Annotated in this window: 14 protein-coding genes; 5 read left to right on the top strand and 9 right to left on the bottom strand. The window is 66.3% G+C overall.

Annotated features, from left to right (window positions below; all coding sequences use genetic code 11):
• Positions 1-167 precede the first annotated feature (167 nt).
• From VAR608DRAFT_RS20015 to VAR608DRAFT_RS20005, 3 genes are read right to left on the bottom strand one after another with little or no spacing between them, the layout of a single operon-like run.
• Positions 168-689 carry an SLATT domain-containing protein gene (locus VAR608DRAFT_RS20015; RefSeq protein ID WP_088955645.1) on the bottom strand — a complete coding sequence of 174 codons (522 nt, stop codon included), beginning with the start codon at positions 687-689 and terminating at the stop codon, positions 168-170.
• Positions 686-1,141 (bottom strand): hypothetical protein, encoded by a 456-nt coding sequence (locus VAR608DRAFT_RS20010; RefSeq protein WP_231972902.1) that lies wholly within the window; start codon positions 1,139-1,141, stop codon positions 686-688. The genes VAR608DRAFT_RS20015 and VAR608DRAFT_RS20010 overlap by 4 nt, the downstream gene beginning before the upstream one ends.
• 17 nt (positions 1,142-1,158) lie before the next feature.
• A complete protein-coding gene (locus tag VAR608DRAFT_RS20005) occupies positions 1,159-2,442 on the bottom strand; it encodes a nucleotidyltransferase domain-containing protein (protein WP_088955643.1) in 1,284 nt (427 codons plus the stop codon).
• A 252-nt stretch (positions 2,443-2,694) separates the two neighbouring features.
• Between VAR608DRAFT_RS20005 and VAR608DRAFT_RS20000 the strand changes: the two genes are divergently transcribed.
• Together VAR608DRAFT_RS20000 and VAR608DRAFT_RS19995 are read left to right on the top strand one after the other, a co-directional pair.
• On the top strand, positions 2,695-3,078 hold the full coding sequence (locus VAR608DRAFT_RS20000; RefSeq protein WP_088955642.1) for a helix-turn-helix domain-containing protein: 384 nt from the start codon (positions 2,695-2,697) through the stop codon (positions 3,076-3,078).
• 2 nt (positions 3,079-3,080) lie between these two features.
• Positions 3,081-3,950, top strand: a complete 870-nt coding sequence (locus VAR608DRAFT_RS19995) for an ImmA/IrrE family metallo-endopeptidase (RefSeq protein WP_197700394.1) — start codon at positions 3,081-3,083, stop codon at positions 3,948-3,950.
• Positions 3,951-4,227: 277 nt separating this feature from the next.
• Here VAR608DRAFT_RS19995 and glmS read toward each other — a convergent pair whose 3' ends face one another.
• On the bottom strand, positions 4,228-6,108 hold the full coding sequence (gene glmS / locus VAR608DRAFT_RS19990) for a glutamine--fructose-6-phosphate transaminase (isomerizing) (RefSeq protein ID WP_088955641.1): 1,881 nt from the start codon (positions 6,106-6,108) through the stop codon (positions 4,228-4,230).
• Between the two features lie 137 nt (positions 6,109-6,245).
• On the opposite strand from glmS, the gene VAR608DRAFT_RS19985 reads away from it, so the two are divergent.
• Positions 6,246-6,725, top strand: coding sequence for an Lrp/AsnC family transcriptional regulator (locus VAR608DRAFT_RS19985; RefSeq protein ID WP_088955640.1), 480 nt, complete (start codon positions 6,246-6,248; stop codon positions 6,723-6,725).
• 6 nt (positions 6,726-6,731) lie between these two features.
• Here the strand turns inward: VAR608DRAFT_RS19985 and glmU are convergent, their stop codons facing one another.
• Positions 6,732-8,162, bottom strand: a complete 1,431-nt coding sequence (gene glmU / locus VAR608DRAFT_RS19980) for a bifunctional UDP-N-acetylglucosamine diphosphorylase/glucosamine-1-phosphate N-acetyltransferase GlmU (RefSeq protein WP_088955639.1) — start codon at positions 8,160-8,162, stop codon at positions 6,732-6,734.
• Here glmU and VAR608DRAFT_RS19975 point away from each other — a divergent pair.
• Positions 8,161-9,054, top strand: coding sequence for a DUF6279 family lipoprotein (locus tag VAR608DRAFT_RS19975; RefSeq protein WP_231972901.1), 894 nt, complete (start codon positions 8,161-8,163; stop codon positions 9,052-9,054). The genes glmU and VAR608DRAFT_RS19975 overlap by 2 nt on opposite strands.
• Before the next feature lie 106 nt (positions 9,055-9,160).
• Entirely contained in the window at positions 9,161-10,093 is a 933-nt protein-coding gene (locus tag VAR608DRAFT_RS19970; protein ID WP_088955637.1) for a hypothetical protein, read from the top strand.
• 19 nt (positions 10,094-10,112) lie between these two features.
• Here the strand turns inward: VAR608DRAFT_RS19970 and VAR608DRAFT_RS19965 are convergent, their stop codons facing one another.
• Genes VAR608DRAFT_RS19965 through VAR608DRAFT_RS19950 form a run of 4 tightly spaced genes read right to left on the bottom strand, consistent with a single transcriptional unit; the run spans position 10,113 to position 14,075 of the window.
• On the bottom strand, positions 10,113-11,204 hold the full coding sequence (locus VAR608DRAFT_RS19965) for an NAD-dependent epimerase/dehydratase family protein (protein ID WP_231973576.1): 1,092 nt from the start codon (positions 11,202-11,204) through the stop codon (positions 10,113-10,115).
• Positions 11,205-11,206: 2 nt separating this feature from the next.
• Entirely contained in the window at positions 11,207-12,307 is a 1,101-nt protein-coding gene (locus VAR608DRAFT_RS19960) for a Gfo/Idh/MocA family protein (protein WP_088955635.1), read from the bottom strand.
• Positions 12,304-13,176, bottom strand: a complete 873-nt coding sequence (locus tag VAR608DRAFT_RS19955) for a glycosyltransferase (protein WP_088955634.1) — start codon at positions 13,174-13,176, stop codon at positions 12,304-12,306. The genes VAR608DRAFT_RS19960 and VAR608DRAFT_RS19955 overlap by 4 nt, the downstream gene beginning before the upstream one ends.
• Positions 13,176-14,075 carry a glycosyltransferase gene (locus tag VAR608DRAFT_RS19950; protein ID WP_088955633.1) on the bottom strand — a complete coding sequence of 300 codons (900 nt, stop codon included), beginning with the start codon at positions 14,073-14,075 and terminating at the stop codon, positions 13,176-13,178. The genes VAR608DRAFT_RS19955 and VAR608DRAFT_RS19950 overlap by 1 nt, the downstream gene beginning before the upstream one ends.
• Positions 14,076-14,077 lie beyond the last annotated feature (2 nt).

Below are 14,077 nucleotides of genomic sequence, written 5' to 3'. Positions count from 1 at the left end.
AGCCAGCGCGTAGATCACTTGCCGGCACCCTTCGGAGAGCCAAATCCAAACACCATGCCGAGGCGCGCCTGGAAAGTGGAAAGGCACGTGATCGACACCACGCCGAAGCAGCAGGACCCTTCTGCCAAGCATATCCGCCGGCTGATCGGATCGCTGGAATCAGTCGATCACTTCTCGACCTCGTCAACACGATACCGAGCTTCTCCTTGAGAGATTCCTTCGCGCGCCTTTTCGAAAGCTCGTCTCGAGGTTGGAGGTGCGATTTCGTTCAGCTCCGTGCGTCGCTGCGCAAGGCGGCGTAATGCCTCGACTTTCTTCGTATCGTCCTTGTTTTCGACTGAGTCGATCTCGCAGAACATGCGCGCGTCGCTGCGCAACGCCAGGTATTGGTTCCCAACCCCTCGGTGCTGCACGGCACGATCGTTCGGTTTCAGGAACGTCAGCAGCGTGACGAACAGCGTCGCCAAAAGTCCCAGAACCTGCGCCAGTTCCGGCGCGCTCTTGGCAATTGCTGTGCTCGCACCTGCAGCAAGGAGGGTTGCCGGGACGCCGAGCCAGTAGTGCAGCCGCCCCCAAAAATCGCAAGCGTTGAACTGTCGCTTGGCCGAGTGGATTGCATCCTCTTCTATGCGCCGGGCTTCCTTGAGCAGTGCTTCGGTGACTACAGGGCTCACGGTGGTTCCAATCATGATAGTTGCCGGGATGGACCTTGCCACCGCTTAGGCCGGGGGTCAGGGTGCTCCCCACCGCCCGACCAGATACCGCTGGCAAGCCATTGCTCGAAGTAGTAGAGCCACTCGGCCGTCCAAGGCACGAACGTGTTGGCGAGCGACATCTGCGGCAGCCATTCGCGCGCCTTTGGCCACCACAGGCACAGAAGCGTGCCGGGTCCATCGTGTCTGTAAACGTGCGGGATTTTTGCGCCACCAGCCAACATGCTCAGATTGGGGTGCAGAACAATGACCTCGGGGCTGGTTGCGCCCGGACGCACCTTGAAGAGGCAGGTGTAGAGCCGGCCAAACGGCCCCGGCGCGATGTTGGCCACCATGTGAGCCTCACGGCCGTGAAAGCTAACTCGCGATCCTGGAAGTTGCAACTGCCGCATTTCCATCGCGCGCTGAGCGACAGTCGGAATTTGCATCGGCGGATCTCGACGCGTCATTGATCGCCGAAGAATCGATGCGCACGGGTTGGCGCCGCAACGGTCACGCTGGGGATCGCGGTTCCGACCGAGACGATCCGACCAGTGCCGATGTTGCTCGTCAAGCTCGTAACCGGCAGGTTGGGCGGCGCTGCCTTCGGGGCCGTTGCGGCCTGCAGTGCTTGAGCGGCGCGCTTGCCGAAACTCTGCTCGACCAGAGTCTGCAGCACATCTTGACCAGCACGCCGCTCGATGCAAGCGATCACACGCTCAAGGTCCGAAACCAGCGAAGCGTGCCACTGCAGAAATGCAGCTTGGCGTCCGGGCGCGTTCATGCCGCTGGCGAGGTTGTCACCGGGCGCGGTAGGGTTCGGAAGGTCCCAGTGTTCGCCGCCACTCGGCAGAGAGCAGCGACGGAAGAGCAGCGGCATGGTTGCGACGATGTCCAAGAGCAAGTCGAGGGGACTCTCGTGTGCGATGGGTGCACGCATCACATATGCGCTGGCGGCCAGACTCGTCACAAACACGGACCGCGGCGAGAGGTCCAGGTTCAACGCCGACCCGAACTTCACATTGCGATGGAGCTTGAGCAACTGCACCAACCTGCTCAGTAGCCTGCTCTGGACCTGATCTGCGTTGGGCAGTTGCACTAGTTCCGCCGCAGAATCCATCGCGCTCGACTTCACGATCAGTTGCCTGGTGAAATTCGCGCGCACCCTTGCGGCGTCATCGAACGTGCGCACGAGCCCCATCGGATTCGTCGGATCGAATAGTTGAAGTTCGCGGTCGGGGACGCGAGCGTGCGTCCCGCCATGGGGGATGCTGAACCTCTCGTCCTCAACGATCGGCGTCAGGTCCACACACATGCCGTCGGCATATTCAAGCGTGACGCAGCGCTCCCAGCGGGTCAGAGCTAGTCCATGCGCATTGGCGTAGCGTTCAATCACCTTGTGCAGCTCGTTGATTAGCCGAACTGGGCTGTTGCCGAAGCGCACCAATGCGTCACGCTGCAGGCGGATCACGATGTCGACGTCAAAGCCCTCAGGCCGCTCGCGGCGCGGTCGCACAAGAGTTCCGATGGCGCGCGAGCCTTGGGCGTGCACCTGCAAGACCAGACCCTTGAACTCGGGAGAATCCATGACGAACTGCCCAGTCGCCATGTACGAACGCTCGAGTGCTTCCAGCTGGCTGGGGGTTGGCTCGTTGGCCACGGCGATCGCGTCCGCCAGGAAAAAGAAATGCGGAGATGCGGCCGCGGACAGGCTCCGCTTGATGGGCTGCGGGAGGGGGTCACGATGCATGGCAACTCCTTTGAGCGAGTAGAAAGCAACCGCGGCTAGCAACTGCCCAACCCCGAGCTTGTGACGGGGCGGGGATACAAGGCCGCAAGGCGAAGAGACCTTGCGCACGCAGGTCCCTCGTGGCATGATGGCTGTCTATCAAGACAACGACGCCACAGCAGGCCTTGTAGCCGGTTTGCCGGGGGAATTTGGCTTCTGTTGTCTGCACAGACAACATCATACACGCGTTCGAATTCTTCGAAGGGATATTTCATGGCGCAGTCCGGCTTGGGGTTGCTCCTGCGAAAGCTGCGGGAGACCCGAGACCTGTCAACGCGCGAGCTCGGTCAGCTCGCGGACGTTGACCACGCATACATCTATCGGCTGGAGACAGGCGCAAAGCAGTCGCCGTCTGCGGAGGTTCTCGCTCGTCTTTTGAGGGTTCTGAAGGCTCCCCCCCGCGAGGTGGAAATGGCTCAGTACATGACAGCGAACGAAGTCAACCCTGATTGGGTCGAGCACGTGCTCCAGAGCGATTTGGGAGCCGAGATGTTCGAGATGGGAGCGAGCATGCGGCACCGTGGGGGCGCGCGGCCGGACATGGCGACTATCGAAGCCAGAGTTCGTAGAGCCTTCGAGGACGTGGACGAAGAGTAGCCATGTTGGATGAAGCAGAGATCCGCATGCACGCGCGTCGCTTCATGGCAGGCCTGGACCTGTCGCTCATCGCCCAGGATCTCTCCGTGTATACCAAGAAGGTCCAGGCAAAGCTTCGCAAAGAGGAACTGGAGCCAGGCGAATCAGGCTACACACTCACGAAGCGAGACGGTTCGTCGGTCATCATCGTGAACGAGCGCGAGCGGCTCGAGCGGCAGCGATTCTCCATCTGCCACGAGGTAGCGCATATCGTTCTTGAACTCAAATCCGACCACCGCGATACGCCGTCTTGGTCGTACGCGAAGCGGGATGAAAACGAGATCGCATGCGACATCTTCGCGGCTGAGTTGCTGATGCCGCTAGATGCGTTCAAACGCGATGCAGATCAGGAGCCACCCTCCTTTCAGCTCGTCGAGCGCCTTCGAGGTCAATACGTGGTCTCGTTCGCCGCTTGCGCCTCTCGCTTGGCTGCAGTTAGCGACTATCCGTGTGCTTTCGTTACCATGAACGCGCGGGTGATACGCCACGCATCCAGATCCAAGGCGTTGCGCGATCTCAGGGCATGGATCGTGCCGAAATCACCGATCCCTCAAGGGTCAGTTGCGCAACGCCTTGTTCGGGATGAAGAATGGTCCGGCGAAGACGATGCGGTTCCGCAGGATGTGTGGTTTCAGGATTGGCCCAAAGGATACGACCTCATCGAGTTGGCCAAGCACTATCCCAGTTACGAAGAGACATTCTCATTGCTTTGGTTCGAACAGGACAGCGGCCCTGACGAACCCGTGAACAATTTCGCCGGCGTACCTGCCGAGCAAGACGATGGCGGCCTGAGGGAACTGGACGGGCACCTGTCGTTCTCGAAGCGGCGCTAGATTTCAGGCAGAGTCGACCGCAAGATCCTCGAAGACGCGATCAGTCGTCAGCGCAAGGCGAAGAGTTGCTGGACACGGCCGATAGCGGGAACCATTGCTGAATTTGACGCGCGCCGTCGCCGCCAGAATCCGAAGGTGTGCCGAAAAAGCCAACCAACTTCTAGTTTTTTAGTCGAAAGTTCCCGCAATTCAATTTTGGGATCTCGGAACCCCTTTCCCTTGGGAAAATTCCCACAACTTTAGTAATCTGAAGGCGCGCGAACATCCGCGAGTAAGCTCACTCGACCGTGACGCTCTTCGCCAGGTTCCGCGGCTTGTCCACGTCGGTGCCGCGCGCGCAGGCGGTGTGGTAGGCCAGCAATTGCAGCGGCACCACGTGCAAGAGCGGCGACAGCGCGCCGTAATGCTCGGGCATGCGGATCACGTGCACGCCTTCGGAGCTCTCGATGCGCGTGTCGCCATCGGCCAGCACATAGAGCACGCCGCCGCGCGCGCGCACTTCCTGCAGGTTGCTCTTGAGCTTTTCGAGCAGCGCGTCGTTGGGTGCGACCGCGACCACCGGCATCTCGCTGGTCACGAGCGCGAGCGGGCCGTGCTTGAGCTCGCCGGCCGCATAGGCCTCGGCGTGGATGTAGGTCACTTCCTTGAGCTTGAGCGCGCCTTCGAGCGCGATCGGGAAGTGCAGGCCGCGGCCGAGGAAGAGCGCGTTCTCCTTGCGCGCGAAGTCCTCGGCCCAGCTGATGATCTGCGGCTCCAGCGCGAGCACCGATTGCAGCGCCACCGGCAGGTGGCGCATCTCCTTGAGCAAGCGCGCTTCGTCCTCGTCCGACAGCCGGCCCCGTGATTGCGCCAGCGCGAGCGTGAGCAGGAAGAGCCCCGCGAGCTGCGTGGTGAAGGCCTTGGTCGATGCCACGCCGATCTCCGCGCCCGCGCGCGTGATGTAGGCCAGCTTGCACTCGCGCACCATCGCGCTGGTAGCGACGTTGCAGATGGTGAGCGTGTGCTCCATGCCCAGCGAACGCGCATGCTTGAGCGCGGCCAGCGTGTCGGCGGTCTCGCCCGACTGGCTGATGGTCACGACCAGGGTCTTGGGATCGGGCACCGATTCGCGATAGCGGTACTCGCTCGCGATCTCGACCTGCGTCGGGATCTTCGCGATGCCTTCGAGCCAGTACTTGGCGGTGCAGCCGCTGTAGTAGCTGGTGCCGCAGGCGAGGATCAGCACCTTGTCGATGTCCTTGAACACGCGCCATGCGGCGGCACCGGGCGAGCCGTCGCTCCCGATGCCGTCGAACAGTTCCGGCACGATGCCTTCCACGCCTTCGAGCGTGTCCGCGATCGCGCGCGGCTGCTCGAAGATTTCCTTCTGCATGTAGTGGCGGTAGGGGCCGAGTTCGGCCGCGCCGCTGTGCGCCTGCACGGTGCGCACCGGCCGCGTCGCCGGCTTGTGCGCGCGATCGACGATCCAGTACTTGCCGGGCTGGATGTCGACCACGTCGCCTTCTTCGAGATAGACGATCTGGTCCGTCACGCCGGCCAGCGCCATCGCGTCGCTGGCGAGGAAGTTCTCGCCCTGTTCCTTGCCGACGCCGAGGATCAGCGGCGATCCGGCGCGCGCCCCGACCACGCGATGCGGCTCGTCGCGGCAGATCGCGGCGATCGCATAGGCGCCCTGCAACTGCCTGACGCTCGCCTTCACGGCGTCGAAGAGGTCGCCGTCGTAGTGGCTGTCGATCAGGTGCGCGATGACTTCGGTGTCGGTCTGGCTCACGAAGGCATAGCCCTTGGCCTGCAGCGCTTCGCGCAGCGTCTCGTGGTTTTCGATGATGCCGTTGTGGACCAGCGCGATGCGGCCGGGCCGCGCCCTTTCGGCATCGGCGCCGGGTCCGTGGCTGAAGTGCGGGTGCGCGTTGTGGACCGCGGGCGCGCCGTGCGTGGCCCAGCGCGTGTGGGCGATGCCGGTGAGCCCTTCGATGTGTTCGCCCTGCACCTGCGCGACCAGGTCGGCCACGCGCGAGGTGGTGCGCGCGCGCTGCAGGCCGCCGGCATGCACGGCGACGCCGCACGAGTCATAGCCGCGGTATTCGAGGCGCTGCAGGCCCTGCACGAGAACGGGAACGATGTTGCGGCCAGAAACGGCGCCGACGATGCCACACATGAGAGATGCTCCTGGATTGGAAGTTGGCGAATCGTATGGGCAGCAGAGAGAAATTAATCGATCGCGTTTCGCCACTTGGTGACGCTTGATTTCATTGTCAAGTCGGTACGCCTTTTTATTTCACGATAATCACATTTGTGAAAGAAATTAACCTCGATGAAACCGACCTGCGTCTTCTGGACGCGCTGCAGCGCGATGCCTTCCAGAGCAACCAGGCGCTTGCGGAGCGTTTCAACATTTCCCCGCCGACCTGCCTGCGCCGGGTGCGCCGGCTGCGCGAGTCGGGCTGGATCGAAAGCGAGGTCGCGATCCTCGACGCCGGGCGCGTCGGGCCGCTGCTGACCGCGATCGTGGAGGTCTCGCTGGACCGGCAGGACGCCTCGGCGCTCGACGCCTTCGAGCAGCGCGCGGCGGCCGAGGACGCGGTGCAGCAGTGCTACCGCGTGTCGCCGGGACCGGATTTCGTGCTGGTCGTGACCGTGCGCGACATGCCGGGCTACCACGCGCTGGCGCAACGGCTTTTCACGAACGACGCCAACGTGCGCAACGTGAAGGCCTTCTTCAGCATCAAGCGCGCGAAGTTCTCGCCGCGCGTGCCGCTGCCCGGGATCGACTGACAGCGTTCAGTTCTTCGGCGCCTTCTTTGGCCTTTGCCAATTGGGGAAGCTCGTCTGGCGCGCGCGCGAGATCGTCAGCGCCCCCGGCTCGGTGCTCTTGGTCACCGTCGAGCCGCCGCCGATGGTGCCGCCCGCGCCGATGCTGATGGGCGCCACCAGCACGCAGTTGCTGCCCACGTGCACGTCGTCGCCGATGATCGTGCGGTGCTTGTTGGCGCCGTCGTAGTTCGCGGTGATGCTGCCGGCGCCGTAGTTGACACGCTCGCCCACCGTCGCATCGCCGAGGTAGGCCAGATGGTTCGCCTTCGCGCCGGCCGCGAGGGTGGAGTTCTTGACCTCGACGAAGTTGCCGATGTGCACCTCGGGCCCGAGCCGCGCGCCCGGACGCAGCCGCGCGAACGGCCCGACGAGCGCGCCCGCGCCCACCGTCACGCCGGCCTTCTCGCCGTCGATGTGGGTGAAGGGATGGATCACCGCGCCGGTCTCGATGCGCGCGTTGGCGATGACGCAGTTCGCGCCCACGCGGACGCCCGCGCCGAGCGACACCGCGCCCTCGAAGAGGCAGTTGACGTCGATCTCCACGTCCGCCTCGCAGGCCAGCGTGCCGCGCAGGTCGAAGCGCGCCGGGTCGGCCAGCCGCACGCCCTGCGCCATCAGCGCCTCGGCCTGGCGCAGCTGGAAGGCGCGTTCGAGCGCGGCCAGCTGCGAGGGCGAATTGACGCCCAGCACCTCGATCGCATCGTCCGTGCGGTGCGCGACGATCGGCACGCCGTCGACCGAAGCGAAGCCCACGACGTCGGTCAGGTAGTACTCGCCCTGCGCGTTCTTGTTGTCCAGGCGCGTGAGCCACGCCTTGAGCAGCCGGCTCGGCACCGCCATCACGCCGGTGTAGATCTCGTCGATGGCGCGCTGGGCGTGGGTCGCGTCCTTCTCCTCGACGATCGCGAGCACCTCGCCTTCGTCATGTCCGTCGGCTCGAATGATCCGGCCGTAGCCCTTGGGGTTGGCGGTGCGGATGGTGAGCAGCGCGAGCCGGCGTCCGGCGCTCTGGGCGACCAGGGCGCGCAGCGTGGCCTCGCCGATCAGCGGCACGTCGCCCGAAAGCACCACCACCGTGCCGTCGTCCGGCAGCTGCGGCGCCGCCTGCTGCATCGCATGGCCGGTGCCGAGCTGCGGCACCTGCCGCGCGAACTTCGGCGTCGCGCCCGCCATCGCGCCTTCGAGCGCGGCCTCGACCTCCGATGCGCCGTGGCCGGTCACGACGACGACGTTGCGCGCGCCGATGCGCGTCGCGGTGTCGATCACATGCGCCACCAGCGCACGGCCGCCCAATCGATGCAACACTTTGGGCATGCTGCTTTTCATGCGCGTGCCTTTGCCGGCCGCCATGATGACGACGTCGATGGGTTCCTGATTCTGCTGCGAGGTCTGATTCATGCCACTTTTCCGGATGCGTTGCGCAAGGCTGGCGCGAATTATCGGGGTGCTGGTCATCGCGGGTTTCATTGCCGGCGGCCTTGCGGCCTGCAGCGCGATCAAGCTCGCCTACAACAACCTGCCGGAAGTGAGCTACTGGTGGCTCGACAGCTACATGGACTTCGACGGCACCCAGACGCCGCGCGTGCGCGACGGGCTCACGCAAGTGCTGGAATGGCACCGGCAGAACGAGCTGCCGAAGCTCATCGACCTGCTGCGGCAGACGCACACGCTGGCGGGCGATGAGGTCACGCCGGCGCAGGCCTGCGAGCTGGTCGAGTCGATCCAGGCCCGGCTGCTCGCGCTGGCGGAGCGCGCGGTGTCCGCGGGTGCGGACGTGGCCTTGACCCTCACCGATGCGCAGCTCGCCCATCTCGAGCGCAAGTACGCGCGGGTCAATGCCGACTACGGCAAGGAGTGGGTCGCGCTGAGCCCGAAGGACCTGCGAGAGAAGCGCTACGAGCAGTTGCTGGACCGCAGCGAGGACTTCTACGGCCAGCTCGATCCGGCGCAGCGCGATCTGCTGCGCCGGCAGGTCGCGCAGTCCAGCTTCGATCCGCGCGAGATCGACGCCAACCGCAAGACCCGCCAGCAGGAGATCCTGGCGCTGCTTCGGCGCCTGCAGGCCGAGAAGAACGCCCCTGCCGAAGCGCAGGCCGCGGTGCGTGCCTTCGTGCGTCGCGTGGCGGAGCCGACCGGAGCGGCGCGCGAGCGCCGGCTGGCGCTGCAGGAAGAGAGCTGCCGCAACATCGCCGAGCTGCACAACCAGACGACGCCCGCGCAGCGCAGCAAGGCCCGGCAGCGCCTGCAAGGCTACGAGGACGATCTGCGCGACTTGGCTTCGGCACTCTGAGCGGCCGAACTATGACGAATGGCACAGGCAATATCCGGCCGCAAAGTACAACATTTGTTTACACTTGGGCGCGTCCGCCCCAGCGCGCCGATCGACCGACTTCCGAATGAACATCAGCCTCTGCACGCTCTTCGAAAAGAACTACCACTACGGTGTCGCCGCGCTGGCCAATTCGCTCATCGCGGCGGGCTATCAAGGCGATCTGTGGGTCGGCTATCGCGGCGAGCTGCCGGCGTGGATCACCGGCGCGGCCGGGTACGACGCGGGCTCCGGCCGCTTCGAGGTCGCCCCTGGGCTCACGCTGCGCATGATGTTCCTCGATACGCCGGTGCATTTCACCTACTACAAGCCCACCTTCATCCGCGACCTGCTCGAAAAGCACGCGCCTGAAGCGGCAGTGATGGCGTACATCGACCCCGACATCGTGATGAAGTGCGACTGGGCCTCGTTCTGCGGCTGGTTCACCGAGGACGGCATCTCGCTGATCGAGGACGTCAACTGCTGCTTCCCGGCGCGGCATCCGAAGCGGCTGCAGTGGAACCGCTTCTTCGAGCCGCACGGCGTGGTGCCCAAGCGCGCGCTCGAGCGCTACTACAACGCCGGCTTCATCGCGATCCCGCGTGCGCACATGGATTTCCTCGACCTGTGGCGGCAGCTGTGCGATCTCGTGCTCGCCCACAACGCCGGCGCCGAGAAGCTCAAGATCGGCGGCGGGGCCGACCTCTTCCATTCGACGGACCAGGATGCGCTCAATTTCGCCTTGACGGTCCACGAAGCCCCGCTCAACACCGCCGGCCCCGAGGCGATGGATTTCGCGCCGGGCGGCTACTACCTCTCGCACGCCATCGGCTCGGTCAAGCCGTGGCACGGCAAGCACATCCGGCAGGCGCTGCGCGGGCAACCGCCGCGACTCGCGGCCAAGGCCTACTACCAGTTCGCGAACGCGCCGATCAAGGTGTGGGAGGACCGCGACCTCGCGCGGCGCCGGCTCGAGCTGAAGATCGCGGCGGCGATCGGCCGCATCTACCGCTCGGCCTGAAGCAGCCGCGCCCGCGGCCTCACTTCTTCGCGGCGGGCGCGGTGACCCACAGGCCCGCGAGCCAGCGCGCGCTGCGGTCCAGCCCTTCGGCGGCAGCGAGCGGCGGCGCATAGCCGAGCACCTCGACCGCACGGTCCATCGGCAATCGCGTCGCGCAGGTGTGCAACTGGCTGATCTCGTAGTCGGCCGAAGGAGAAGGCGGCTGCGGCAGCACGAAGCCGCTCGCGAGCGGCGCCGCCGTGTAGCGCTCCAGGCCGGCCTTGACCGCATCCTTGAGGCGCCGGCTGAACATCGGAAGGATCATCCGCGAGGCCGGCACCTGCTTGGCCCACGCCACGCGCTCGCGCAGCGAGCGCGCCGGAACGCCCGCAGCCGGCACCTCGCGGAAGTCGGACATGTCGAAGCCCAGCGCCTGCACCAGCGGCTGGTAGAACTCGCGCCAGGTCATGCAGCTGCTGTCGGCGACGTAGAAGGCGCCCTCGGTCGCGCGCGCGTGCCTGAGGCCCAGTTCGATCGCATGGATCAGGTTGTCGACGTAGATGTGGTTGCACAAGCCATGGCCGCCCTCGACCAGGAAGGCCTGCTTCGAATGCAGCGCGCGCGGCAGTCCGGCGAACCACTGGCAGCGCGGTCCGTAGACGATGCCGGGCCGCAGGATGCAGACCTCCACGCCCGAGGCTTCGCGCAGCACGCGCTCGGCGCGCACCTTGGCGTTGTTGTAGTCGTTGGGTTGGTCGTCCTTGAGCGGCGTGGCATCGTGGGTGCCGGCCGGCGGGTTCTGCCCGTGCACCGAGGCGCTGCTGAGATACACGAGGCGGCGCACGCCCGCGGTCTTGCACGCCTGGACCGCGGCCTGCGCGGCGGCGACGATCTGCGCGGCATCGCCGACGATGGCATGCACCATCGCATCGCAGCCGCGGACGGCATCGGCCAGCGAGGCCGCGTCGAAGATGTCCGCCTCTTTCCACGACGGCAGCGCGAAGCGCGCCATGCGGGCGAGGCTGGAGGGGCTGCGCACGATCGCGCGCACATCGTGCGTGCCGCCGAGCAGCCACTTCTCCATCAGCCGGGTGCCGACGAATCCGGAACCTCCGAGCACTGCGACTTGCATGGTCACGCGGCCTCCGACAGTTGGCGCGCGCGGGCGGATTCTTCCGGATCGAAATAGGGCATGTCCATCAGTCGCTTGCGGGCGTACATGGTCTCGACGAGCGACAGCGCGGCCATGGCCGTGGCGCCGCTGACGCGGGGCTTGCGGTCTTCGCGCACCGCGTCCACCACGTCCTTCCATTGCTCGGTGAAGGCGCCGAGGTAGCCGTGCGCCGGTGTCGAATACTCGGCGCTGCTGCCGTACTGCATGCGGCTCGCCGCCAGTTGCGGGACGGGCACGCCGTCGATCTCGATCACGAGGTCGGTCGCCTGCCCGGTGCGCCAGGTCACGGTCGCGCGCTCGAACTCGACGCGATAGCGGTTGGCCAGTTCCACGTCCCAGCCGAGGCGGATGTCGGCCTCGGTCCCGCCCGGCCAGCGCAGCTTCGCCGCACTGTTGATCTCCACGCCGCCCATGGCGTCGTCCGCGTAGTCCACGACCTCGGGGATGCCGAGCCACGAGACCAGGATTTCGAGCATGTGGATGCCGATGTCCAGCGTGACGCCGCCGCCGCCTTCCTGCCGCGTGAAGAAGCCCGCCGACGCCGCCGGCCAGCGGAACATCCCGCCCTCGTCGGCGACGATGCGGCGCACCGGCCCGAACACGCCGGAGGCGATCAGGGTGCGGACGGTCTCGATGGCCGGGAAGAAGCGCCGGAAATGGCCCACTGCGAGCATGCGCCCGAGGCGATCCGCCTCGCTGCGCATGGTGCGCGCCTCGGCGGCGGTGGCGCAGATCGGCTTTTCGACCAGCAGGTTGTAGCCGCGTCCGAGCAGCGACAGCGCGAGCTCCGCATGGCTGCGCGCCGGGGTGGCGATCAGCGCGATGTCGGCTTCGCACGCGCGCTCGAGATCGGTGTAGCACTTGGCCGAGGGGAAGAGGTGCTGGCAGCGCGCCAGCCGCTCCTCGCTGCGGTCGACGAGGCCGACGACTTGCAGCCACCCTTGCCGTTCTGCCTCGCGCGCCGCCGGACCCTGGTATTCCTCCACCACCGCGCCGCAGCCGATGATGAGCACCTTGAGCGGAGGCTCTGCCTTCTTGTCTGTTGCGCTGTCGCTATTCATCTGTCGATCCGAAGAACTCGTCGTAGTTGCCAGCCCACGAGGCTGGGGTTGCGAAGCAGGATGCCGGCCGCGCGCGACTTGCCGCCGGGCGAGCGGATCAGGTCCCGCAGCAGCGGCCGCATCGACAGCGAGAAGCCGGCCATGCCGGCACGCCGTGCCTCGGCGCACGCGCGGCAGTTGGCATGCGCGCAGGCATTGCGGCCGATGACCGCGCGCCCGGTGCGCCACATGGTTTCCACGTTCTTGCTCATGCTGCCGGGCACCATGCGGTAGACGCTGCGCATGTCGCGCGCCAGAGCGAACTTGCCGCCGCGCGCGGCGATGCGCAGCCAGAGGTCCCAGTCCTCGCAGGAGCGCAGCCCGACGTCGAAGAGGCCGACCTGCGAGAGCATCTCGCGGCGCACGACGAAGGTGTTCGGCGGGCCGATGTTCTTTCTCAGCAGCGTGTGCAGCGCATCGCCGGCGAGCTCCTGTCCGCCGAATTCGCCGATGACCTTTTCGCCGCCCTCGTCGACCACGTCCGCAAGCCCGTGCACCACGTCGAGATCGGGGGACTGCGCGAAGGCCCGCGCCGCTGCGGCGAGCATGCCGGGGCGCAGGTAGTCGTCCGAGTCGAGGAAGAGCAGGTAGCGGCCGCTGGACCGCAGGATGCCGCGATTGCGCGCCGCGCACAGGCCGGCGTTGGGTTGCCGGATCACGATCACGCCTTCGTAGCGGCTCGCCACTTCGGAGGCGTTGTCGGGCGAACCGTCGTCGACCACGATCACTTCGAGGTCCACGTCGCGCGCCTGCGCCAGCGCCGATTCGATCGCCTTCGGCAGCAGATGCGCCTGCCTGTAGCACGGGATGATGACGCTGAACTCGGGCATCAGTGCGAGCCTTGCCTTCGGCGCAGGCTGCAGAAACCGTCGCGCAGCACCAGCGGCCAGAAGCGCACCGGCAGCCGCGCCACTTCGCGCAGCGCCTCGGCGATCGACGCGCGCGCACGCTGGCGCAGCATCGGCGCGAAGGCCATGTTGTAGACGTAGCGCGCGCCGCCCTGCAATGCATGCCGCGCCGTGACGCGACGCAGCTTCGACGAGCCGACCGGCAACCGGGCCGCCGTGCCGACCACCTGCCGGATGCCGCGCCACATCGCCTGCCCGTTCTTGCTCAGCGAGCCGCCGCGCAGGCGGTACACCGCGAGCGAGTGATCCATGCGGACCCACTTGTCGGTCGCGGCCGCGATGCGCAGCCAGAGGTCGAGGTCTTCCGCGTGATGCAGCCCGGGCCGGAACAGGCCGCTCTTCGCGAACACCTCGCGCCGCACGATGATGCCGTTGGTCGGAACCGATTCGCCGCCGAGGACGCTCAGGAAGGCCGTGGGTTGCAGGCTGGGGGCGGCATGGCGGTCGACCGGACGGCCTTCGTCGTCGACCACCTGCATGCCGCAGACGAAGACATCGGCGTCCGGGTTCGCGGCCAGCGCCGACTCGAAGGCCGTGCGGTAGCCCGGCAAGAGCAGATCGTCGCTGTCGAGGAACAGCACGAAGTCCGCCCGGCTCTCGAGGATCGCGCGGTTGCGCGCCACCGAAGGGCCGGCATTGCGCTGGCGGATGACGCGCACGCCTTCACAGCGCTCGGCGTAGTCGGCAGAGCCGTCGCTGGACCCGTCGTCCACCAGCAGCACCGGAACGCGGTTGTCCTCCCAGGCCGAGGCCAGGGTTTCCGACAGCGTCGCGGCGGAGTTGTACGAGGCCGTGAGGGCTTCCAGCGTCGAGGGCCCCATGG

This window comes from Variovorax sp. HW608 (genome assembly GCF_900090195.1).
Taxonomy (GTDB): domain Bacteria; phylum Pseudomonadota; class Gammaproteobacteria; order Burkholderiales; family Burkholderiaceae_C; genus Variovorax.
This window is presented reverse-complemented; position numbering and strand designations above follow the sequence as displayed.

Excerpts from the sequence above, each read along its gene's own strand:
- VAR608DRAFT_RS19970 (WP_088955637.1), top strand. The coding sequence starts at position 9,161 with ATGAACATCAGCCTCTGCACGCTCTTCGAAAAGAACTACCACTACGGT.
- VAR608DRAFT_RS20005 (WP_088955643.1), bottom strand. The coding sequence starts at position 2,442 with ATGCATCGTGACCCCCTCCCGCAGCCCATCAAGCGGAGCCTGTCCGCG.
- VAR608DRAFT_RS19995 (WP_197700394.1), top strand. The coding sequence starts at position 3,081 with ATGTTGGATGAAGCAGAGATCCGCATGCACGCGCGTCGCTTCATGGCA.
- VAR608DRAFT_RS19965 (WP_231973576.1), bottom strand. The coding sequence starts at position 11,204 with ATGCAAGTCGCAGTGCTCGGAGGTTCCGGATTCGTCGGCACCCGGCTG.
- VAR608DRAFT_RS19950 (WP_088955633.1), bottom strand. The coding sequence starts at position 14,075 with ATGGGGCCCTCGACGCTGGAAGCCCTCACGGCCTCGTACAACTCCGCC.
- VAR608DRAFT_RS19975 (WP_231972901.1), top strand. The coding sequence starts at position 8,161 with ATGCCACTTTTCCGGATGCGTTGCGCAAGGCTGGCGCGAATTATCGGG.
- glmU (WP_088955639.1), bottom strand. The coding sequence starts at position 8,162 with ATGAATCAGACCTCGCAGCAGAATCAGGAACCCATCGACGTCGTCATC.
- VAR608DRAFT_RS20015 (WP_088955645.1), bottom strand. The coding sequence starts at position 689 with ATGATTGGAACCACCGTGAGCCCTGTAGTCACCGAAGCACTGCTCAAG.
- VAR608DRAFT_RS20010 (WP_231972902.1), bottom strand. The coding sequence starts at position 1,141 with ATGCAAATTCCGACTGTCGCTCAGCGCGCGATGGAAATGCGGCAGTTG.
- glmS (WP_088955641.1), bottom strand. The coding sequence starts at position 6,108 with ATGTGTGGCATCGTCGGCGCCGTTTCTGGCCGCAACATCGTTCCCGTT.
- VAR608DRAFT_RS19955 (WP_088955634.1), bottom strand. The coding sequence starts at position 13,176 with ATGCCCGAGTTCAGCGTCATCATCCCGTGCTACAGGCAGGCGCATCTG.
- VAR608DRAFT_RS19960 (WP_088955635.1), bottom strand. The coding sequence starts at position 12,307 with ATGAATAGCGACAGCGCAACAGACAAGAAGGCAGAGCCTCCGCTCAAG.
- VAR608DRAFT_RS20000 (WP_088955642.1), top strand. The coding sequence starts at position 2,695 with ATGGCGCAGTCCGGCTTGGGGTTGCTCCTGCGAAAGCTGCGGGAGACC.